The organism is Oribacterium sp. P6A1 (assembly GCF_000702885.1).
In the GTDB taxonomy this organism is placed as follows: Bacteria; Bacillota; Clostridia; order Lachnospirales; family Lachnospiraceae; genus Oribacterium.
In genome coordinates, this window is record NZ_JNKO01000002.1 from 208,586 (window position 1) to 228,356 (window position 19,771).

15 protein-coding genes and 1 riboswitch are annotated in these 19,771 nt (G+C 44.2%); of the genes, 13 read left to right on the forward strand and 2 right to left on the reverse strand.

Annotated features, from left to right (window positions below):
• Positions 1 to 51: 51 nt before the first annotated feature.
• The 11 genes from T515_RS02230 to tpiA all read left to right on the forward strand — a co-directional run bounded on the left by T515_RS02230 (position 52) and on the right by tpiA (position 14,427).
• Positions 52 to 1,926 (forward strand): sugar phosphate nucleotidyltransferase, encoded by a 1,875-nt coding sequence (locus tag T515_RS02230; protein WP_036607243.1) that lies wholly within the window; start codon positions 52 to 54, stop codon positions 1,924 to 1,926.
• Between the two features lie 72 nt (positions 1,927 to 1,998).
• Complete coding sequence (locus T515_RS18145; protein WP_036607034.1) at positions 1,999 to 3,231, forward strand: N-acetylmuramoyl-L-alanine amidase family protein; 1,233 nt, start codon at positions 1,999 to 2,001, stop codon at positions 3,229 to 3,231.
• Between the two features lie 218 nt (positions 3,232 to 3,449).
• A complete protein-coding gene (locus T515_RS02240) occupies positions 3,450 to 5,411 on the forward strand; it encodes a BMP family ABC transporter substrate-binding protein (RefSeq protein WP_051671345.1) in 1,962 nt (653 codons plus the stop codon).
• Positions 5,389 to 6,096, forward strand: a complete 708-nt coding sequence (locus tag T515_RS02245) for a metallophosphoesterase family protein (RefSeq protein ID WP_036607037.1) — start codon at positions 5,389 to 5,391, stop codon at positions 6,094 to 6,096. Before T515_RS02240 ends, T515_RS02245 begins: the two co-directional genes overlap by 23 nt.
• Positions 6,096 to 6,764, forward strand: coding sequence for a uracil-DNA glycosylase (locus tag T515_RS02250; protein ID WP_442950142.1), 669 nt, complete (start codon positions 6,096 to 6,098; stop codon positions 6,762 to 6,764). The genes T515_RS02245 and T515_RS02250 overlap by 1 nt, the downstream gene beginning before the upstream one ends.
• Before the next feature lie 25 nt (positions 6,765 to 6,789).
• Positions 6,790 to 7,626: an undecaprenyl-diphosphate phosphatase gene (locus T515_RS02255; protein WP_036607040.1), complete on the forward strand. Its 837-nt coding sequence runs from the start codon at positions 6,790 to 6,792 to the stop codon at positions 7,624 to 7,626.
• Positions 7,627 to 7,880: 254 nt separating this feature from the next.
• Positions 7,881 to 8,684, forward strand: coding sequence for an N-acetylmuramoyl-L-alanine amidase family protein (locus T515_RS02260; RefSeq protein WP_036607247.1), 804 nt, complete (start codon positions 7,881 to 7,883; stop codon positions 8,682 to 8,684).
• Between the two features lie 227 nt (positions 8,685 to 8,911).
• A complete protein-coding gene (locus tag T515_RS02265) occupies positions 8,912 to 10,603 on the forward strand; it encodes a Na/Pi cotransporter family protein (protein ID WP_036607043.1) in 1,692 nt (563 codons plus the stop codon).
• Positions 10,604 to 11,131: 528 nt separating this feature from the next.
• Complete coding sequence (gene gap, locus T515_RS02270; RefSeq protein WP_036607045.1) at positions 11,132 to 12,148, forward strand: type I glyceraldehyde-3-phosphate dehydrogenase; 1,017 nt, start codon at positions 11,132 to 11,134, stop codon at positions 12,146 to 12,148.
• A 223-nt stretch (positions 12,149 to 12,371) separates the two neighbouring features.
• A complete protein-coding gene (locus T515_RS02275) occupies positions 12,372 to 13,592 on the forward strand; it encodes a phosphoglycerate kinase (RefSeq protein WP_036607048.1) in 1,221 nt (406 codons plus the stop codon).
• 82 nt (positions 13,593 to 13,674) lie between these two features.
• Positions 13,675 to 14,427, forward strand: a complete 753-nt coding sequence (gene tpiA / locus T515_RS02280) for a triose-phosphate isomerase (RefSeq protein WP_036607049.1) — start codon at positions 13,675 to 13,677, stop codon at positions 14,425 to 14,427.
• Positions 14,428 to 14,604: 177 nt separating this feature from the next.
• Here the strand turns inward: tpiA and T515_RS02285 are convergent, their stop codons facing one another.
• Positions 14,605 to 15,315 carry a hypothetical protein gene (locus T515_RS02285; protein WP_036607051.1) on the reverse strand — a complete coding sequence of 237 codons (711 nt, stop codon included), beginning with the start codon at positions 15,313 to 15,315 and terminating at the stop codon, positions 14,605 to 14,607.
• 84 nt (positions 15,316 to 15,399) lie between these two features.
• Positions 15,400 to 16,458 (reverse strand): methionine adenosyltransferase, encoded by a 1,059-nt coding sequence (gene metK, locus T515_RS02290; RefSeq protein WP_036607249.1) that lies wholly within the window; start codon positions 16,456 to 16,458, stop codon positions 15,400 to 15,402.
• 119 nt (positions 16,459 to 16,577) lie between these two features.
• A riboswitch (SAM riboswitch) is annotated at positions 16,578 to 16,686 on the reverse strand.
• 336 nt (positions 16,687 to 17,022) lie between these two features.
• Here metK and T515_RS02295 point away from each other — a divergent pair.
• The gene (locus T515_RS02295) at positions 17,023 to 18,024 is read left to right on the forward strand and encodes a homoserine O-succinyltransferase (protein ID WP_036607053.1); all 1,002 of its coding nucleotides are present in this window, start codon (positions 17,023 to 17,025) and stop codon (positions 18,022 to 18,024) included.
• A 48-nt stretch (positions 18,025 to 18,072) separates the two neighbouring features.
• Positions 18,073 to 19,314, forward strand: a complete 1,242-nt coding sequence (gene pepT / locus T515_RS02300) for a peptidase T (RefSeq protein WP_036607055.1) — start codon at positions 18,073 to 18,075, stop codon at positions 19,312 to 19,314.
• The last annotated feature ends 457 nt before the right edge of the window (positions 19,315 to 19,771 follow it).

A 19,771-nucleotide genomic window follows, 5' to 3' on the forward strand; every position in this document is an offset into this window, starting at 1 on the left:
AAAGGATTCAGGAAATAATGATATAAAGGCACTGGGGATGGGAGCAATATGATGAAAGAATCTATAGTTATTTTACGAACACTTCATGAGAACAGAGAGAGCACCCAGAGAGACATCGCACTTCAGCTGGGAGTTTCCCTGGGAAAGACCAATAAGCTTATTACGGAAACTGTTTCCGAAGGCCTCCTTGTGAAGCTGGAAAATGCAGAGGGACGTGGGCGTAATGTTTCCTACGAAATGACTGAAAAGGGAAGACGGCTTCTGGAAAGATACCGCGTGGACAGGGCCCTGATTCTTGCTTCCGGCTTCGGCTCAAGATTCGTGCCCCTCACTTATGAGACACCTAAGGGACTTTTGGAGGTTTTCGGGGAGCGAATGATAGAAAGGCAGATAAGGCAGCTTCATGAGGTGGGGATAAAGGACATCGCTATCATGGTGGGTTATCTCAAGGAGAAGTTCGATTATCTGATTGACAAGTATGATGTAAAGCTCATTTACAATCCTGAATTTGCCGAAAAAAATACCCTTGCAACCATGCACCATGCAAAAGACTTTCTGAAGGGCAGGAACTGCTACATACTTTCCTCGGATAACTGGATGAGGGACAATATCTACCACACTTATGAGGCGGATTCATGGTATGCCGCCACCTTTATGGAAGGTGAGACAAGAGAGTGGGCCATGGAGACAGGTAAGAACGGGGCCATCAGAAGTGTTTCCGTGGGTGGCTGTGACAAATGGTGTATGTACGGTCCGGTTTATTTTACAAAGCAGTTCTCCGAGGCATTTCTTCCTCTTATAGAGGCATATTACAGGATGCCCGGTACGGAACAGTTCTACTGGGAGGACGTGCTTATCAGAAATCTGAGAAGACTGCCTGAAATGTACATGAATAAGCGTCCGGAGGGGGAAGTTTACGAGTTCGAAAATCTGGAGGAGCTTCGTCTCTTTGATGAGAAGTATGTTAATGATTCCGGCTCAAAAGCTATGCAGCTGGTTTCGGAAGTTTTTGGTATGCCGGAGTCGGAGATAGTGAATATAAAGTGTCTTAAAGCCGGTATGACCAACAAATCATGGTATTTTTCTGTTTCGGATGCTGAAGAGGCGCCGGAGCAGTACAGAGGAAGGGCGTATATCTGCAGAATTCCGGGACCGGGAACCGAAAAGCTTATCAACAGAAAGCAGGAGGGGGCTGTTTACAAGGCTGTTACAGAGCTTGGCATAACAGAGGAACTTGTATACTTTAATCCGGAAAACGGGTATAAGATATCGAGATATTATACCGGTGCGAGAAATGCGGATTACGGGAAAAAGGAGGAGCTTGCAGCCTGCATGACCCTTCTGAAAAAACTCCACAATTCAGGTATAAAGCTGGATCATGAATTTGATTTCAGGAGAGAGCTTACCGGGTACGAAAAGGATATAAAAGATGTAAATGCACAGATTCCTTTTGAAGACTATCCTGCTGTGAGAATGCATGCCATGGAGCTTATGGACTGGCTGGATTCCCTGGAAAGACCCAGGACAATAGCCCATATCGATTCGGTCAAGGATAACTTTATCTTTACGGATGAAGGACTCAGAATGATAGACTGGGAATATGCGGGAATGGCGGATCCGCTGGTGGATCTCGCTATGGCGGCTATATATTCCTATATGAATTACGATGAAGTTAAAGAGCTTATAGAAGTCTATGCCGGGGCTCCGGATGGGTCATGGGATGACGGAGGCATTGCCCTTAAAGGCTTAAGCCCCGAGGATGCTTTCGCTATAGTGACAGCTTACATGGGCATGGGAGGACTTTTGTGGTCTCTGTGGGGAGTGTACAAAATGGCCCTTGGAGAATCCTTCGGTGATTACACATTAAAAATGTACCGTTATTTCAAGGACTCCTATAAAATCTTACAAAAATTAGAAAAAATTTAATGTAAAAGACAAGGACGTACGCAATACAGCGTGTTAATATGGACCTAGATATATAGCGGAGGACTTGTGATTATGAATATGAAAGCTAAATTGAATGTTGTTGGTCTGAGTCTTGCCATTGGATGTACGGCATTTGCGCCGTCTGTGTTTGCTGGATGGGGTCAGAAGGACGGAAAATACTATTATGTTGATGACTCCACCAATGAGAATATACATAACAAGTGGATACACACTTCATCCGGATATTATTACATCGGAAGTGACGGATACATGGTGACAGGATGGAAGAAGATCAATGACAACTGGCACTATTTCAGAAGCAACGGTCTTATGGCAACGGGCTGGAGACAGATCGACGATAAGTGGTATTATCTGAAGGACGACGGTGTTATGCAGACCGGATGGCTGAAGCTTACGGAAAATGATACTACAAAGTGGTATTATCTGAAGGCTGACGGATCCATGAGTACGGGCTGGGTACAGCTTGATTCAAAATGGTATTATTTCCAGCCGGGTGACGGAACCCTGGTTATGGATTCCTGGGCAAAGATCGATGACAAGTGGTATCGCTTTGAGTCCAACGGTGTTATGCAGACCGGATGGTATTCAAACAACGGATCTTATTACTATCTCAACACCAAGGGTGTTATGCAGACCGGTTGGAAGACGGATACTTCAGGAAATAAGTATTATCTTGACACAGAGAACGGCAAGATGGCTCAGGGCTGGAAATCTATAGACAGCAACAACTACTATTTTGCACAGAACGGCAAGATGGTAACGGGATGGCTTGAGTACAACGGTTCCTACTACTATCTTGACAAGGAAAACGGCAAGATGATAAGGAACAAGACTGTGACCATAGACAACACAGAGTACAGCTTCAACAGTGATGGTGTGTGCACAAGCAGCATTGGCGGCATAACAGTGACACATGCTACAGCCGGTACAGGCCAGAGCTCATCCTCCGGCACCATTACCACACCTGAAACGACGAGCTCATCGAGTTCCACAAGCACCAGCAGTAACGGAAGCACAACTGTTACCACAACAACTACAACTGTTACTACAAATACAAGCTCAGGTACCGCTACGACACCTTCCTCGGGAACAGTGACAACTTCTCCTGTATCAGGTTCAGGAACTGTTACAACATCACCGGGAAGCTCAGTGTCAGGAAGCAGCATTACGGCAACTACCGCGGCACCAACCAATGTGAGCACGGATACAAGCTCAACGAAGACAACTGTTTCCACAAGCAACAGCTCTTCTATCAATGCGGGACTGACAACAGGACCAAAGTGACGGGTTTTGGCTATATTTGCTATAGCAAAAAATCCATAAAAGATGTATTACATATATCAGTATTAGCTTTAGGCCAAATTGATGGCGGAGCGTGATGACTATTCCGGGATCAGGCATAAACGTCTGGTCCCGTTCTTGTGTGCGGGAAAGCTGAAGGAACAGCTTTTTTGTTTGTTGAAAGAATCAGGAGGCAGGAAAACTGCCGTGTTTAGGAGATTATGTTAGAAGATTATGTAAAAGCCAGGCATCTTGGGGAAGGACAATACCGTAAGGATGTGGCAGGAGGCCGGTATCCTTATCTTACGGCTCTTGATGATATCATTTCCCAAAACTCCATTACAGCAGAAAATCATATGGGTGTTATGGAGATACCGATTTCGGCTATAGCCGGAACAAAGACCCGAGGGAGACAGGAGTCCTTTGCCACGAACTTTATGCCGATTCTCAGCTCCAAGACGGAGTTCGCACTGAAGTGGGGTATCCTTTATGATGCGGCCCTGAATCAGGGCATAAGGGATGCCATACTTGTTTATGAGTATATGAACCGCTTCTATGTACAGGAGGGAAACAAGAGGGTATCCGTATCCAAATTCAACGGGGCGGTTTCCATAATGGCGGATGTTATAAGACTTCTTCCGGAAAGAAACGGTTCAAAAGAGGTCAATATCTACTATGAGTTTGTGGAATTCTTTAAAGCAGCGGGATTTTACGGTATTCGCTTTTCTGAAGAGGGGCGTTATCAGAAGCTTTGCGATGTTCTGGGACTGCCTATGTCAAAGCCCTGGGATACGGATACTAGAAAGAGTGTGAAGTCTGCTTTTGACAGATTTTCTGATATTTTTGACCGTAAGGGCGGGAACCGTCTGGAAATAACAAGGGGAGATGCATTTCTTCTTTATCTCACAATCTACGGGTTGTATAATCTTCAGGATGTTTCAAATTCTCAGATAGAGAGTAACCTCCATCAGATCTGGAATGAATTTTTGAAGGATACAGATGATGTGAGCCTGGTGAAGGATCCTGAGGTTCTGGAGAAACAGGATAAGCCCAATCTCTTCAGTATATTCACATCTCAGGATAAGGGTTTCAGGGGCGATACTCTGAGGATAGCCTTTATTTACGAGAAGAGTGCAGAGACCTCAAGCTGGGCCTATGCCCACGAGTTGGGAAGACAGTATCTGAAGGACAGATTCGGTGACCGTATAGATACCATAAAGTTTGAGAACTGTGAGACCCCGAAGCTGGTTTCCGATGCCATAGACGCTGCGGCAGAGACCGGTGCCAATGTCATCTTTACCACAACAGCTATGATGATTGAGGCTTCTGTAAAGGCGCAGATAAAACATCCGGATATATACATACTGAACTGTTCCGTTAATACGAATTACAACACTATAAGGACCTATTACGGACGTATGTATGAAGCAAAGTATCTCATGGGAGCTCTTGCGGCTTCAGTTACGGACGGCAACGACATCGGATATGCTGAACTTTGCCCCCAGTACGGAACTCTTGCCAATGTCAATGCATTTGCAATTGGTGCCCAGATGGTGAATCCGTATGTGCGAGTCCATCTTAAGTGGACCGGACTTAAGGACGGTGACTGGAAGCAGGAGATGAAAGATGAAAATATCATGACTATCTCGGGCCCGGAGATCAATCCTCCGAAGCGGATATCGAGAGAGTTCGGGGTGTATATGGTGGCTGACGGAGATGTGGTCTCAAACATTGCCATGCCGATCTTTGACTGGGGAAAATTCTACGAGATAATCATTGATTCCATTCTGTGCGGCACATGGGGTAATACCATGCTGACAAGAGACCATAAAGCCCTTAACTTCTGGTTTGGAATGAAGTCAGGGGTTATAGATGTGATACTTTCGAGACAGCTTGGGTATGCCACAAAAAAGATGCTCAGGGTTCTCAGAAACGGTATTATGGATGACAGGCTGAATCCTTTTGACGGTGAGCTGTACAGCCAGAGGGGAATCATAAAGACAGAGGATGCGCCGAGACTTACAGGCGAAGAGATAGTGAATATGCATTGGCTCAATGACAATGTTTTGGGCACTATACCTCCTATGGAGGCATTTGACCTGCGCTCCAAAGAGCTGATGCGCATGAGCGGGTTTATGTTAAACAGAGGGGAGAAGAGGGATGAAGGTTCTTCTGATAGCTGATGAAGAGGATAAAGCGCTATATGATTACTATGATGATTCAAAGCTCAAAGATGTGGACCTGATCATCTCCGCGGGGGACCTGAGCTCCAGGTACCTGGAGTTTCTCGTTACAGTGGGACACGCACCGGTGATTTACATTCCGGGAAACCATGACACATGCTATGTGACGGATCCGCCCCTTGGGTGTGACTGTGCGGATGACCGTATATTTGATTATCATGGACTTCGTATATTGGGGCTGGGAGGCTCCATGAAATACAAGGACGGGGCCTACATGTACACTGAAAAGGAAATGGAGAAACGCATAGACCGTTTGAGGGGCAGCATCAAGCTTCATAACGGCTTTGACATCCTTTTGACCCATGCTCCGGCAAAGGGCTACGGCGATATGGATGACCTTCCCCACAGAGGATTCCAGTGTTTCAATGATCTCATGGAGAAGTATCATCCCAAGTACATGATTCACGGGCATGTGCACAAGACCTACGGGGATTTTGAAAGGGTACGGACCCATTCTTCAGGTACGGTTATCATAAACGCCTACGGAAAATACAATCTTGACCTGAAAAAGGGGGATCATCCCGAAGAGGGAAAGACAGGATCTTTCCTCTATGATTTATATAAAAACGTGTCCATGGGAAAGCGGCAGAAGCTTTATCATGGCAGTTACGGAGAAGATAAATGATGATAAAAAACGACTGGCAGACTTTTCTTGAACCTGAGTTTGCCAAGACTTATTACAGAGAACTGTATGACAGGGTAAATGAGGAGTACAAGGCGGAAAAGATATATCCTCCTGCAGAGGATATCTTCAATGCTTTTGAACTTACGCCTGTAAGCAAAGTGAAGGCTGTGATACTCGGACAGGATCCCTATCACGAGCCCGGACAGGCCCACGGACTTTCTTTTTCCGTGAAGCCCGGAATAGACATACCGCCCTCTCTTGTGAACATATATAAGGAGCTGAACAGTGATCTGGGATGCTATATACCAAATAACGGCTATCTCAGGAAGTGGGCGGATCAGGGAGTGATGCTTCTGAACACGGTACTTACAGTGAGAGCCCATCAGGCTAACAGTCACAGGGGAATAGGCTGGGAGGAGTTCACGGATGCAGCCATAAGAACTCTTGATAAAGTGGACCGTCCGCTGGTATTTATTCTCTGGGGAAGACCGGCTCAGATGAAAGCATCCATGCTCAGAAATCCGAAGCATCTCATACTGAAGGCTCCTCATCCGAGCCCCTTGAGCGCATATCGTGGATTTTTCGGTTCAAAGCCCTTCTCCAAAACCAATGAGTTCCTGCAGGCCCATGGTATAGAGCCTATTGACTGGCAGATAGAAAATATTTAGAGCTAAAAGTAAACAGGAGTATTTTATGAGTTTTATTGAAATTTTAAAGGTCATTGTATTTGGACTTGTGGAAGGCTTCACAGAGTGGCTTCCGGTCTCATCAACAGGACATATGATACTTGTCAACGACATCATCAGGCTTCGCCAGCCTGCCGAGTACTATGAGGTTTTTGAAGTGGTCATACAGCTTGGTGCCATCATGGCGGTGGTTACCGCTTTCTTTAAGCAGCTTTGGCCTTTTGACCGCAGAAGAAACGGCGGAATAGCACTGGTTCCTTCCAAGGTAGAGCTCTGGATCAAGATAATAGTTGCCTGTATTCCGGCGGCTGTATTCGGACTTCTCCTGGATGATTTCCTGGATACCTATCTTTACAACGGGCTGGTTGTGTCTCTCGCTCTTATTATCTATGGTGTGATATTCATACTTGTGGAGAAAAGAAACGAGAATACTGAATTTGCAATTCGTAATTTGAATGATCTTGACATGAAAACGGCGCTCTTTATAGGTCTGTTCCAGTGCCTTGCTCTTATACCCGGAACCTCAAGATCCGGATCCACGATAATCGGAGCCATGGTTCTGGGAGTTTCCAGAACTGTTGCGGCAGAATTCTCGTTTTTCCTTTCCGTACCTGTCATGTTCGGAGCAAGTTTTCTTAAACTCCTGAAACATGGAACTGAATTTAATGGGGTACAATGGTTCTATATGATACTCGGAATGGTCATTGCCTATGCCGTAAGTATCTACTGCATTAATTTCCTGATGAAATATATACGTAAAAACAGCTTCGTTATTTTCGGATACTATCGTATCGTTATCGGTCTCATCGTACTTATATGGTTCGCTGCTTCTGCGGCTTCCTGAGGGTGTAAGAAATACTTAAGAGGGACGTAACCGATTGTCGGTTGCGGACCCTCTTTTTTTGAACTATGCTCGTATCAGGTTTATAAATAAGCAGATCATGGTCGATTTCAACTATATGGATGTCTGGGTATAAGAGTGGTCACATGGATTTTTTGACAGGTTATCGGGGGTAAATTCAGACAGCTTTGAGAGAGAATTCTGCAGGAGATATAAACATAGAGCATGGAAGCTGTATGATACTGAGGGAGAAGAAAATGAAGAGGTTTAAAGTTGCATTTGCGGCCATGGCGATGTCGCTCATTATGGGGATGACGGCATTCGCTTCAACAGGGATAGGACTTAATCTTGATTGGAAGTATGCAGAAAATTCAAAGATCAATACAGGAAAAGCTGTACTTTATTCCAGTGATGCTGCCAACAGGAAGGATATTACGATTGCGGTAGATGCAGGTCATGGAACACAGGGCGGTGAATCCGTAAAGGTGCCGGCTCATCCGGACGGTTCTGCCAGGACGAATGGCGGAGCCACAACAGAGTCTGCTGTTTCCGGCGGTATGACGTTTGCAGACAAAACGTCTGAAGCATCGGTGAACCTTCAGGTGGCAAAGAGCTTTGCATCGATGCTGCTTGCGGATGGATACGATGTTCTCATGCTTAGAGACGGTGATGATGTTCAGCTTGATGATGTGGCAAGAGCGGTTCTTGCAAATAACAAGGCAGACTGTCACATATCCATACATTTTGATTCCACGGCAAAGGATAAGGGCGCTTTCTACATAGGAACACCGGATGCCATGAAGGGTATGGAGCCTTCAGCTTCATACTGGAAGAAGTCGGAGAGGCTGGGAGAAAATCTCATAGACGGACTTAGGGAAAGCGGAATAAAGATCTACTCCGGCGGAAGCAAGGATGAGGATAACATTCAGAATGCATATTCCACCATTGCTTCAGTGGATATCGAGCTCGGTGACAAGACAACAGACCACTCTCAGGAGGCATGCGACGGTTTTGCAGCAGGACTTCTTCTCGGAGTGAACAAGTATTACGGATTTGCCTGATCGGGAAGAAAGTCTTAAGCAAAGGGGACTTTTATTTAGAACCCGGCTTCCGGCAGTGAAAAGCATAATGCGATATAAAATCTATGATTACAGGACCCGCGGCAGTGTTGCCGTGGGCCTTTTTGGTTTAAAAAAGGGCACAATCCGGCCTTTCGTTTACATGAAAATCTGCCTCTGTTATAATTCACAGGACACTCTAAAACAGATAAAAATATACAGAGGTTTATATGACAGTAGAACATTTATCGAGCATTTTCAGTCTGTTTGGCGGACTGGGCATGTTCCTCTATGGCATGACCGTCATGAGCGACGGTATGCAAAAAGCTGCCGGATCACGTATGTCAAAGTTTCTGGATATGGTTACGGGAAACCGTATCATGGCCGTTATTCTGGGTGCGGGAATCACTGCCCTCATTCAGTCTTCTTCTGCAACCACCGTCATGGTAGTGGGCTTTGTTAATGCCGGCATCATGAATCTGTCCCAGGCTGTGGGAATAATCATGGGGGCCAATATCGGTACCACCATTACGGCATGGATGGTATCCCTGACCCAGATATCAAGTGATATGCTTACGGTGCTGAAGCCGGATTTCTTTGCACCGATTCTGGTTGGATTTGGTGCCTTCCGTATTCTTTTCGGAAAAAAAGGAACGGATGACCTTCTGGGAGATTTCTGCATCGGAGTAGGTTTTATATTTATAGGCCTCGGATTTATGTCGGGAGCTGTTGCACCATATGCGGATTCGCCGGTTTTCTCACAGGCCTTCAAGGCCATAGGCGGAAATCCTGTTCTCGGAATACTTGTTGGTGCCATCGTAACGGGAATCATCCAGTCCTCTGCGGCTTCTGTTTCCATACTGCAGACCCTTGCTCTTGCAGGGGCGGTTCCCAGGGCTTCGGGCTTTTATATCACTCTCGGTCAGAATATCGGAACCTGTATCACTGCCATGATCTCTTCTGCAGGAACCACCAGAACCGCAAAGAGAGCGGCGGTTATCCATCTTTTGTTCAATGTTTCCGGCGCGATTCTGTTCGGAGTTATCATATTTGCCGGCACCTTCCTTGTGCCTGATTTTATGACAGGAAAGCTTACTCCGGTTGAAATATCGGTATTTCATACCATCTTCAATACTCTTTGCACACTTGTACTGTTCCCCTTGGGAGATTTCCTTGTGAATCTTTCAGGTGCCATCGTGCCTGAGGAGAAAAAGGAAGAGGATGATGAGACAGTTGAAGACAAACTGAATCAGGAGGCACAGAGACTAAGAAGACATCTTGATGAACGTATGCTGGAGTCTCCTGCCATAGCTCTTGCGGCAGCGAAGAGTGAGGTTGTGAACCTCGGAAGAGTAGTGGCGGTAAACATTAACGCCGCATGCAATGCAATTACCGATGATGGGGAGAATATGATTCAAAATGTCTATGACCGGGAGAAGATCATAGACCATATGACAAATCTGCTTACGGATTATCTCATAAAGATCGACAAGCTTTCCCTCAGTGACAGGCAGAAGCTTCAGGTCACAGTGATGCTGAATGCCCTTACGGATATAGAACGTGCGGGAGATCATGCGGAGAATATAGCGGAAAAGGCCAGTTATGCCCATGACAAAAAGACTGAATTCACGGACTACGGACTTCAGGATCTTGACCGTATCTCTGCAAAGGCACAGGAAAGCTTCAGTCTCTCACTCAATGCCTTTGAGGATGGAAGCATAGATGAAATGGTTGATACTGCAAAGGCTGAGGATCAGGTTGATGCCATGGAACGTGAAATGAGACAGAATCATATGATGAGACTTTCCATGGGAGAGTGCACTACAGACGCCGGAGTCGTATTCCTTGATATCATTGGCGATCTGGAGAGAATCTCGGATCATGCGGACAATATCGCAGGATATGTAAAACAGTTGATTTGACAGAAGACAGATTTTGAAAAGAGAGATGACCCGGTGGACTGATTGTCAGTCTGCCGGGTTTTTGCGATAAGGAAGTCAGACGCTCCCCGGATTTTTCCTTTATAAAAGACCGGAGGAGTATTTGACGGCCAATGCGGAATCGTGTAGTGATTTTTTTCTACCCGGTTGGGCTGCCCGATTGTGGAAATTGCATATATATGTAAGTACAATGCGGTATATGGAAAACAAGGAAACGGGATGGAAAAAGGCGGTTTTAAAATGAAAAAGTTATTGGCAGAAGCGAAAAAAAGAAGAAATTTAATCTCATAGTTAGAAATTTCACGAATTTGTGTGAAATATTTCACAAAAATAGGGTTTTGCACTTGCAAAAATACATTTCATGACCTACAATGATTTTGCTGACGCGGAAAACAGTCCGACAGCATGATGCACAGGGGATATGTGAATCGTGCATCATTGATGAGTGGAAATAATTTTCACTTAAATTATTAACTACATATCATTTAAAGTATCAGGAGGATATTTACTATGGCAGTTAAAGTTGCTATTAACGGTTTTGGTCGTATCGGTCGTCTTGCATTCAGACAGATGTTTGGTGCAGAGGGATTTGAAATCGTTGCAATCAACGATCTTACAAGCCCTGAGATGCTTGCACATCTTCTTAAGTACGACAGCACACAGGGTCGTTACGAGCTTTGTGACAAGGTTTCTTTCGGTGAGGATTCTATCACTGTTGACGGAAAGAAGATCACAATCTACAAGGAAGCAGACGCTAAGAACCTTCCTTGGGGACAGCTTGGTGTAGACGTTGTTCTTGAGTGTACAGGTTTCTATACAAGCAAGGATAAGTCACAGGCACACATCGATGCAGGTGCTAAGCACGTTATCATTTCTGCTCCTGCAGGTAATGATCTTCCTACTATCGTTTACAATGTAAACCACCAGAACCTTACAAAGGACGACAAGATCATTTCTGCAGCTTCATGTACAACAAACTGCCTTGCTCCTATGGCTAAGGCTCTTAACGATCTTGCTACAATCAAGTCCGGTATCATGTGCACAATTCACGCTTACACAGGTGATCAGATGACTCTTGACGGACCTCAGAGAAAGGGTGACAAGAGACGTTCACGTGCAGCAGCATGCAACATCGTTCCTAACTCTACAGGTGCTGCAAAGGCAATCGGCCTTGTTATTCCTGAGCTTAATGGAAAGCTTATCGGCGCTGCACAGCGTGTTCCGACTCCTACAGGTTCAACAACTATCCTTACAGCAGTAGTTGAAGGAAACGTTACAAAGGATCAGATCAATGCAGCTATGAAGGCAGCAAGCAACGAGAGCTTCGGCTACAACGAGGACGAGATCGTTTCTTCCGATATCGTTGGAATGAGATTCGGTTCATTATTTGATGCAACCCAGACAATGGTTCTTCCTCTTGACAACGGAACCACACAGGTACAGGTTGTTTCATGGTATGACAACGAGAATTCATACACAAGCCAGATGGTTCGTACTATCAAGCACTTCGGAAGCCTTCTTAAGTAATTATCCTTGAAAGATAAATAAGACATGACTTTGAAGAGGTCCGGCCTATATGGGCCTGGGCCTCTTTATTTACCTGAAAATGCTAAAAATATAAGGATATTCTACAAAAAATATAGGATTTACGCTTTTGCTTTTGTTGAAATACACAAAGAGTGGAAAAATTCTTTTATAATATCATAGAGAAAAAAACAAGAGAGATACTTCTCTCAAAAAGGAGATTCATATGGCAGGTTTAAACAAGTTGACAGTCGATGATATCGACGTTAAGGGCAAGAGAGTACTTTGCAGATGTGACTTTAATGTTCCTCTTAAAGAGGGAAAGATCACAGACGAGAACAGACTCGTAGCAGCACTTCCGACAATCAAGAAGCTTATCGCTGACGGCGGAAAGGTTATCCTTTGCTCACACCTTGGAAAGGTTAAGACAGAGGAAGACAAGCCTTCAAAGACACTTGCTCCCGTAGCAAAGAGACTTTCAGAGCTTCTCGGACAGGAAGTTAAGTTTGCTGCAGATCCTGAGGTTGTTGGTGCCAATGCCAGGGCCGCTGTTGCAGAGATGAAGGACGGAGACGTTATCCTTCTTGAGAACACACGTTACAGAGCTGAAGAGACAAAGAACGGCGAGGCATTCTCAAAGGATCTTGCATCTATCGCTGATGTATTTGTAAACGATGCATTCGGTACAGCTCACAGAGCACACTGCTCAAATGTCGGTGTTACACAGTTCCTTAACGGTCCTCACGCTGTTGGTTATCTTATGCAGAAGGAAATCAAGTTCCTTGGACAGGCTGTTGAGAATCCTGTACGTCCATTCGTAGCTATCCTTGGCGGAGCTAAGGTTGCCGATAAGCTTAATGTAATCTCAAATCTCCTTGAGAAGTGCGATACACTTATCATCGGCGGCGGTATGGCTTATACATTCGCAAAGGCACAGGGCTATGAGATCGGAACATCTCTTTGTGATGAGACAAAGGTTGACTACTGCAAGGAAATGATCGAGAAGGCTCAGTCTCTCGGTAAGAAGCTTCTTCTTCCTGTTGATGCCGTAACTACAGATCACTTCCCTGAGCCAATCGACGGTGCTATCGATACAGTAGTTGTAGATATTGACAAGATTCCTGCAGACAGAATGGGTATGGATATCGGACCTAAGACACAGGAGCTTTATGCAGAGGCTGTAAAGTCAGCAAAGACTGTTGTATGGAACGGACCTATGGGTGTATTTGAGAACCCTACTCTTGCAGCCGGAACAAAGTCAGTTGCAAAAGCACTTGCTGATACAGATGCTACAACAATCATCGGCGGCGGTGATTCAGCAGCTGCTGTAAACCAGCTTGGATATGGCGACAAGATGTCACATATTTCTACAGGCGGCGGAGCTTCTCTTGAGTTCCTTGAGGGTAAGGAGCTTCCAGGTGTAGCTGCTGCAGACGACAAGAACTGATTTGAAATAAATTCTATGGGATATTCCGGAAGAGGGGATGGTCTTTTCCGGATATCCCAGATATTAAGAAAGAGGAATCTTTATTATGAGAAAGAAGATTATCGCCGGAAACTGGAAGATGAACATGGTACCATCAGAGGCTGTTAAGCTTGTTGAGACTTTAAAGCCACTGGTACAGAATGATGACGTAGATGTAGTTTACTGCGTTCCTGCAATTGACATCGTACCTGTAGTTGAGGCTGTTAAGGGCACAAACGTTCATGTTGGTGCAGAGAACCTTTATTTTGAGGACAAGGGAGCGTTCACAGGTGAGATTTCAGCTGATATGCTTCTTGATGCAGGTGTTGAGTATGTTATCATGGGACATTCTGAGAGAAGAGGTTACTTCCATGAGACAGATGAGGACATCAATAAGAAGCTTTTAAAGGCACTTGAGAAGGGCCTTAAGCCTATCGTGTGCTGCGGTGAGTCTCTTGAGCAGAGAGAGCAGGGAATCACTATGGATTTCATTAACATGCAGATCAAGATCGCTTTCCAGAATGTTTCTGCAGAGCAGGCCAAGGATGTAGTTATCGCTTACGAGCCTATCTGGGCTATCGGAACAGGTAAGACAGCTACAGTTGAGCAGGCTGAAGAAGTATGTAAGGGAATCCGTGAGACCATCGCTTCGGTTTACGGAACAGATACAGCAGAGGCTATCCGTATTCAGTACGGCGGATCAATGAACGCAGGAAACTGCAAGGAGCTTCTTGCCCAGCCGGATATCGACGGCGGACTTATCGGTGGTGCATCACTTAAACCTGATTTCGGCACCATCGTAAATTACAACAAGTGATCATATCAGCTTAGCTGATTGATTAATATCTTCCTGAAAAGGCCGGTCAGATTTTCTGACCGGCCTTTTATAATTGCATCCAGTGGAGCGGGTTTCTGATGATATAAATTTGAATCAGATATTTTGAAATATCAGAGGTGAAGTACCTGAATAAATCGTAAGCCCGCAGGGGGAGAACTATGAGTGATATTCATTACAGCCTGCGGAGTAGATTATGCGGTTATAGGCATTGTCCAATGTGATGTGAACTATCAGTTTGTCATTTATCTTCTTGTCTATAAGTGTTATGTCACTGGAGGATGATATTTCTGCATCCCTGAGATCAGAAAGGTTCAGGATACGTTCACACTCAGCCTCATAAGTTTCGTCCGGAAGAACCTCACCGAGACTAAGATGAAAACTGTCCTCAAGGATACTGCTGTATTTATAGTAACGATAAGTGATATTTGAGGCATTTCCCGGGATTCTTTCCGGAAAAATATGTCTGCTGATTAGTTCTGCATCCGGATCAATATTCTGATCCATTACCATATAATGCTTTACGTTCTCAGTACTGGAGCAGTAGGGAGAAATAAAACATAGTATGACAGAAGCTGTGATTCCCAGAATAAGCACCGGAAGCGACAGCGCTGTAAAAAACCGTACCCATACAGGGAGCTCGTTTGTCCTCGCCCACAGCCCCAGCACACCCACAAAGAAGGGCAGAAAAAGAGTCAGATAAAGCATATTAAGAACAGCAGCTTTTTCAAAAGTGAGTTTAGGGTAGCCCATGTGCCAGACAAAAACAGCGACCAGAAAAACGATAATCTGAAGAGTTATTCCGAAAATAAGGTCATAGGTCAGCCAGTCATGCCATAGGGGAGTTTTCTTATTTGAAGATGTTTTCACGGTTTTCTCCTGGATTTATAAACTAAAAATGCAGCTGCCGAAGCAGCTGCATCTAATTTAATCTAATGAAGAGAATGTGTCAAATCATTGCTCCCATGGAAGATCAGGCTTACCGAAATGTCCGTAGCTTGAAACAAGATTGTAATCCACGTCTCTAAGCTTAAGGGAGTTGATGATTCCCTTTGGTGTAAGGTCGTAATCATGCTTGATCTCATCCCAGATCTTGTTGCGGTCTTCCTTCTCTGTGCCGAAGCAGTCAACATAAACAGATACAGGCTCTGCTACACCGATGGCGTAGGCAAGCTGAACCTCACAACGGTCAGCCTTTCCTGCCTTTACTATATCTCTTGCGATCTTACGTGCCATATATGCTGCAGAACGGTCAACCTTACTGGGGTCCTTTCCGGAGAAAGCTCCGCCGCCGTGGTGAGCTGCTCCGCCGTAGGTATCTGCTATGATCTTACGTCCTGTAAGACCTGAATCAGCAAAGGATGAACCCATAACAAAACGTCCAGTAGGATTAACGAGAACTCTGAAATCTGTGTTGAGACCAAGCTCCTCTGCAGTTTCCTTCATGATGGCAGTAACAATCTCGCGAACCTTGTCAAGAGAAGTCTCTTCAGCATGCTGTGTTGAAATAAGGAAGGTATCGATACGGTGTGTGTCATAATCGAAGGATACCTGAGCCTTGGCATCAGGACGAAGCTGCTTGAAACCATCCTTGATATTGAACTCTCTGAGCTTAAGAAGTGCTCTGTTGGAGAGAACATAAGGAATAGGAAGAAGCTCTTCTGTCTCGTTTGTGGCATATCCGAACATCATACCCTGATCTCCGGCACCGTCATTATCAACACCCATTGCGATGTCAGGTGACTGCTTTGAAATAAGAAGGCGGATGTTGTATTTATCAACGTCTGTGAGTCCGATATTCTTTAAAACATTGCGTGTCAATGTCTCGTAATCGGGATCATAGTTTGTTGTAACTTCTCCGAGAATTGTGATCTCAAAATCCTTTATGGTTGTCTCTGCTGCGATACGTCCTGTCTTATCGTGCTGAAGAATATCAGTAACGATAGCATCCGAAATCTGGTCGCAGATTTTATCAGGGTGTCCATTAGATACCTGCTCTGATGAAAATAACATATAAATAATCCTTTCTGACGCATGGCGTCCTTGCGTTTCGAAAATGAAATCAGGATGAAGATGGTCTGATCCAAAAAGAAAAAGCCCGTCGAACAATCGACAGGCTTATAATAAGCATCCTCTTATTGTTCGAAACAAAATTAGTTCGCTCAGGTTAGCACCTTCCGGGATTCCGGGGTTGCTGCGGTTTCATAGCTCCTATGTAGCTCCACCGACTCTGAATAAGTATTCATTTGTACGAGATATTGTAACATGTCAACTCGATTTGTCAACAACTATCTTAAATCGGCATCATCCCGTACTGTTTACCCATATTGTTTTCATCGGCATACGTCTGATATTTATAAATGTCTGTATGATATTTATTTGGATTGTTGTCAAAACTGTTGTCAAACTGTAGTCAGAGTATAGTTATGAAAAGCAATTATTTTAATTATTGATTTTTTAATGTATACTAGCTTTAGCTGTCTGTATTTACGGGTTTTATAGGGTAAGGACGGCATTTGTACAGGTTAGAACAGTACAAAGATCAAGGGGATTGCCCCGATTAAAGGAGATGTTCATATGCCAATTAAAGTACAGAATGATTTACCGGCAAAGCATATTCTGGAGAGTGAAAATATTTTCGTTATGGACGAAGATCGTGCACAGTCACAGGAGATTCGTCCCCTTCGTATATGTATACTCAATCTTATGCCTCTTAAAGAGGATACGGAGCTTGATATCCTGAGGGTTTTGTCAAATTTCCCTATTCAGACTGAGATCACACTTATGAAGGTGGCCAGCCATGAGTCTACACATACCAATGCATCACATCTCAATAAGTTTTATGTGACTTTGGATAAGATTGAAAATGAGATGTTTGACGGACTTATCATCACGGGTGCGCCTGTAGAGAAAATGCCGTTTGAAGAAGTGGAGTATTGGGATGAGCTTAAGGAAATCATGAAATGGTCAGAGACTCATGTATTCTCAACCTTCCATATCTGCTGGGGTGCTCAGGCAGGTCTTTACTACCACTATGGAATCAGAAAGGTTATGCTTCCGAAGAAGCTTTCCGGAATTTACCGTAATAAGGTCCTTCATCGTAAGAAGATGATCATGAGAGGAATGGATGATTATTTCTATGTTCCCGTTTCCAGATACACCGGAATAGATGAGAGGGCAGTTAGAAGTAATCCGGAGCTTTATGTTGTTGCCGAGTCAGTGGATCCGGAAGAAGGCGGATCATATATGATACTTGCCTGCTCAAGCCGTCAGATTTTTATCACCGGTCATTCGGAGTATGATAAGTATGATCTGGATAAAGAATACAAGAGAGATATGGCGAAGGGACTTAATCCGGACATTCCTGTAAATTATTACACTGATGATGATCCCGAAAAGGAACCTATCCTTAGCTGGAGATCTACATCAAACTGTACTTATACAAACTGGCTGAACTTTGTATATCAGGAAACACCATATGATCTTAAAGAACTTAAGCCTGTTCATTACGACAGTTATGTAAAGGATGGAGATCATTTTAAAGAAAGAGATACAACCCTGACATTCAGAAAAATATGAAAGTGAAATCTCCCATCTCTGATGGGAGATTTAAATTTTGGAGGAAAAATGGACGTTTTAGAAAGATTTATTGAATATGCAAAAATTGATACACAGTCAAGTGAGACTACAGGAACGCATCCCTCAACAGAGAAGCAGTTTGATCTTGCCAGACTTCTTGTGAAGCAGATGCAGGATATGGGGGTACAGGATGTTCGTTTGAGCGATAAATGTTATGTATTTGGAAGAATACCTTCAAATCTCGATGGTGAAGAGAAGGAGACAACACCGAAGCTTGGTTTCATTGCTCATATGGATACATCACCGGCTGCAAGCGATACAGGTGTAAGCCCCCGGGAGATAAAGAATTATCAGGGTGGGGATATCATTCTTAATGAAGAGAAGAAAATAGTTTTATCACCGAAGACATTCCCAAAGCTTAATACTATGATAGGTTCAGATCTTCTGGTGACCGACGGAACTACACTTCTTGGCGCAGATGATAAAGCCGGAGATGCTGAGATTATGGCTATGGCAGAGTACCTTCTCACTCATCCTGAAGTAAAGCATGGTGAAATCCTGCTTGGTTTCACACCGGATGAGGAAATAGGAGAAGGTTCAGACTTTTTTGATGTGGCTGATTTTGGGGCTGATGTGGCTTTCACTGTTGACGGCGGAACTCTTGGCGAAATAGAGTATGAGAATTTCAATGCTGCCTCCGGAAAGGTTGAGATCACAGGTGTCAATGTTCACCCCGGAGATGCAAAAGGCAAGATGATCAATGCTCTTCTCGTAGCTATGGAGTTTAACGGGCTGCTTCCTGAGGATCAGCGTCCGGCTCTTACAGAAGGTTATGAGGGATTTTTCCATCTTTGTGGTATGGAGGGTGATGAAGCTCTTACTAAAATGAGCTATATCATAAGAGACCATGACAGAGAGAAATTCGAGGAGAAAAAGAAGGTATTTCAGCAGGCAGCCGACAGGCTTAATGAAAAGTATAAGGATACAGCGGCGCATATCGACATAGTTATAAAGGATCAGTATTACAACATGCGAGAGAAGATAGATCCTGACAATATGTATCTCATAAGTGCTGCGGAGGAAGCCTTCAGAAAAGCAGGAGTAGAGCCTGTAACAAAGCCTATTCGCGGCGGAACAGACGGCGCCCAGCTCAGTTTCAAGGGACTTCCATGTCCAAACCTTTCAACCGGCGGTGAAAACTATCATGGAATCTATGAGTATCTCAATATCAATTCCATGAGAAAGATGGTGGAAGTGCTTATCAATCTGGCAACGGGGATGGTTAAGTAAAAAACAAAAAAACAAAGGACCCTACCTCAGGGTCCTTTTCTAAGTATTTGAATTTTTAAAAGTTTCTTATCTATATTCTATTTTCAACTATCTAATACAACGGGGTAATCTCCCTTCTATGTATTAGGCATATACGCTACGCGGCGAAGCTTTGTGCTACGCTCTACTTATATACCTTGGAAAATGTAAACAAAATAGATATCTAAGATTTAATTCTTAATACTTAAATACATCGTATCCTGACGACACTCAAACTTCAGAAAGGTTAAATGATTGGAGAAACACTCCTCAGTTGAATAACATGACCACGCGAAGTGCTGTTATCGATTTTTCTAAATTACCTATCTGAAACCTAAGATATCATCGAGTAACTGTGCTGGTGTCATAATTTTCATCCCTCAGCTTTCTACGATATAGTTTTGCGACTATGTATGATCACGACCGATCATAATCGCCT

Bases quoted from the DNA above. Each gene is read 5' to 3' on its own strand.
- T515_RS02295 (WP_036607053.1), top strand. From the start codon at position 17,023: ATGCCAATTAAAGTACAGAATGATTTACCGGCAAAGCATATTCTGGAG.
- pepT (WP_036607055.1), top strand. From the start codon at position 18,073: ATGGACGTTTTAGAAAGATTTATTGAATATGCAAAAATTGATACACAG.
- metK (WP_036607249.1), bottom strand. From the start codon at position 16,458: ATGTTATTTTCATCAGAGCAGGTATCTAATGGACACCCTGATAAAATC.
- T515_RS02250 (WP_442950142.1), top strand. From the start codon at position 6,096: ATGATAAAAAACGACTGGCAGACTTTTCTTGAACCTGAGTTTGCCAAG.
- T515_RS18145 (WP_036607034.1), top strand. From the start codon at position 1,999: ATGAATATGAAAGCTAAATTGAATGTTGTTGGTCTGAGTCTTGCCATT.
- T515_RS02245 (WP_036607037.1), top strand. From the start codon at position 5,389: ATGAAGGTTCTTCTGATAGCTGATGAAGAGGATAAAGCGCTATATGAT.
- gap (WP_036607045.1), top strand. From the start codon at position 11,132: ATGGCAGTTAAAGTTGCTATTAACGGTTTTGGTCGTATCGGTCGTCTT.
- T515_RS02240 (WP_051671345.1), top strand. From the start codon at position 3,450: ATGTTAGAAGATTATGTAAAAGCCAGGCATCTTGGGGAAGGACAATAC.
- T515_RS02255 (WP_036607040.1), top strand. From the start codon at position 6,790: ATGAGTTTTATTGAAATTTTAAAGGTCATTGTATTTGGACTTGTGGAA.
- T515_RS02260 (WP_036607247.1), top strand. From the start codon at position 7,881: ATGAAGAGGTTTAAAGTTGCATTTGCGGCCATGGCGATGTCGCTCATT.
- T515_RS02265 (WP_036607043.1), top strand. From the start codon at position 8,912: ATGACAGTAGAACATTTATCGAGCATTTTCAGTCTGTTTGGCGGACTG.
- T515_RS02230 (WP_036607243.1), top strand. From the start codon at position 52: ATGAAAGAATCTATAGTTATTTTACGAACACTTCATGAGAACAGAGAG.
- T515_RS02275 (WP_036607048.1), top strand. From the start codon at position 12,372: ATGGCAGGTTTAAACAAGTTGACAGTCGATGATATCGACGTTAAGGGC.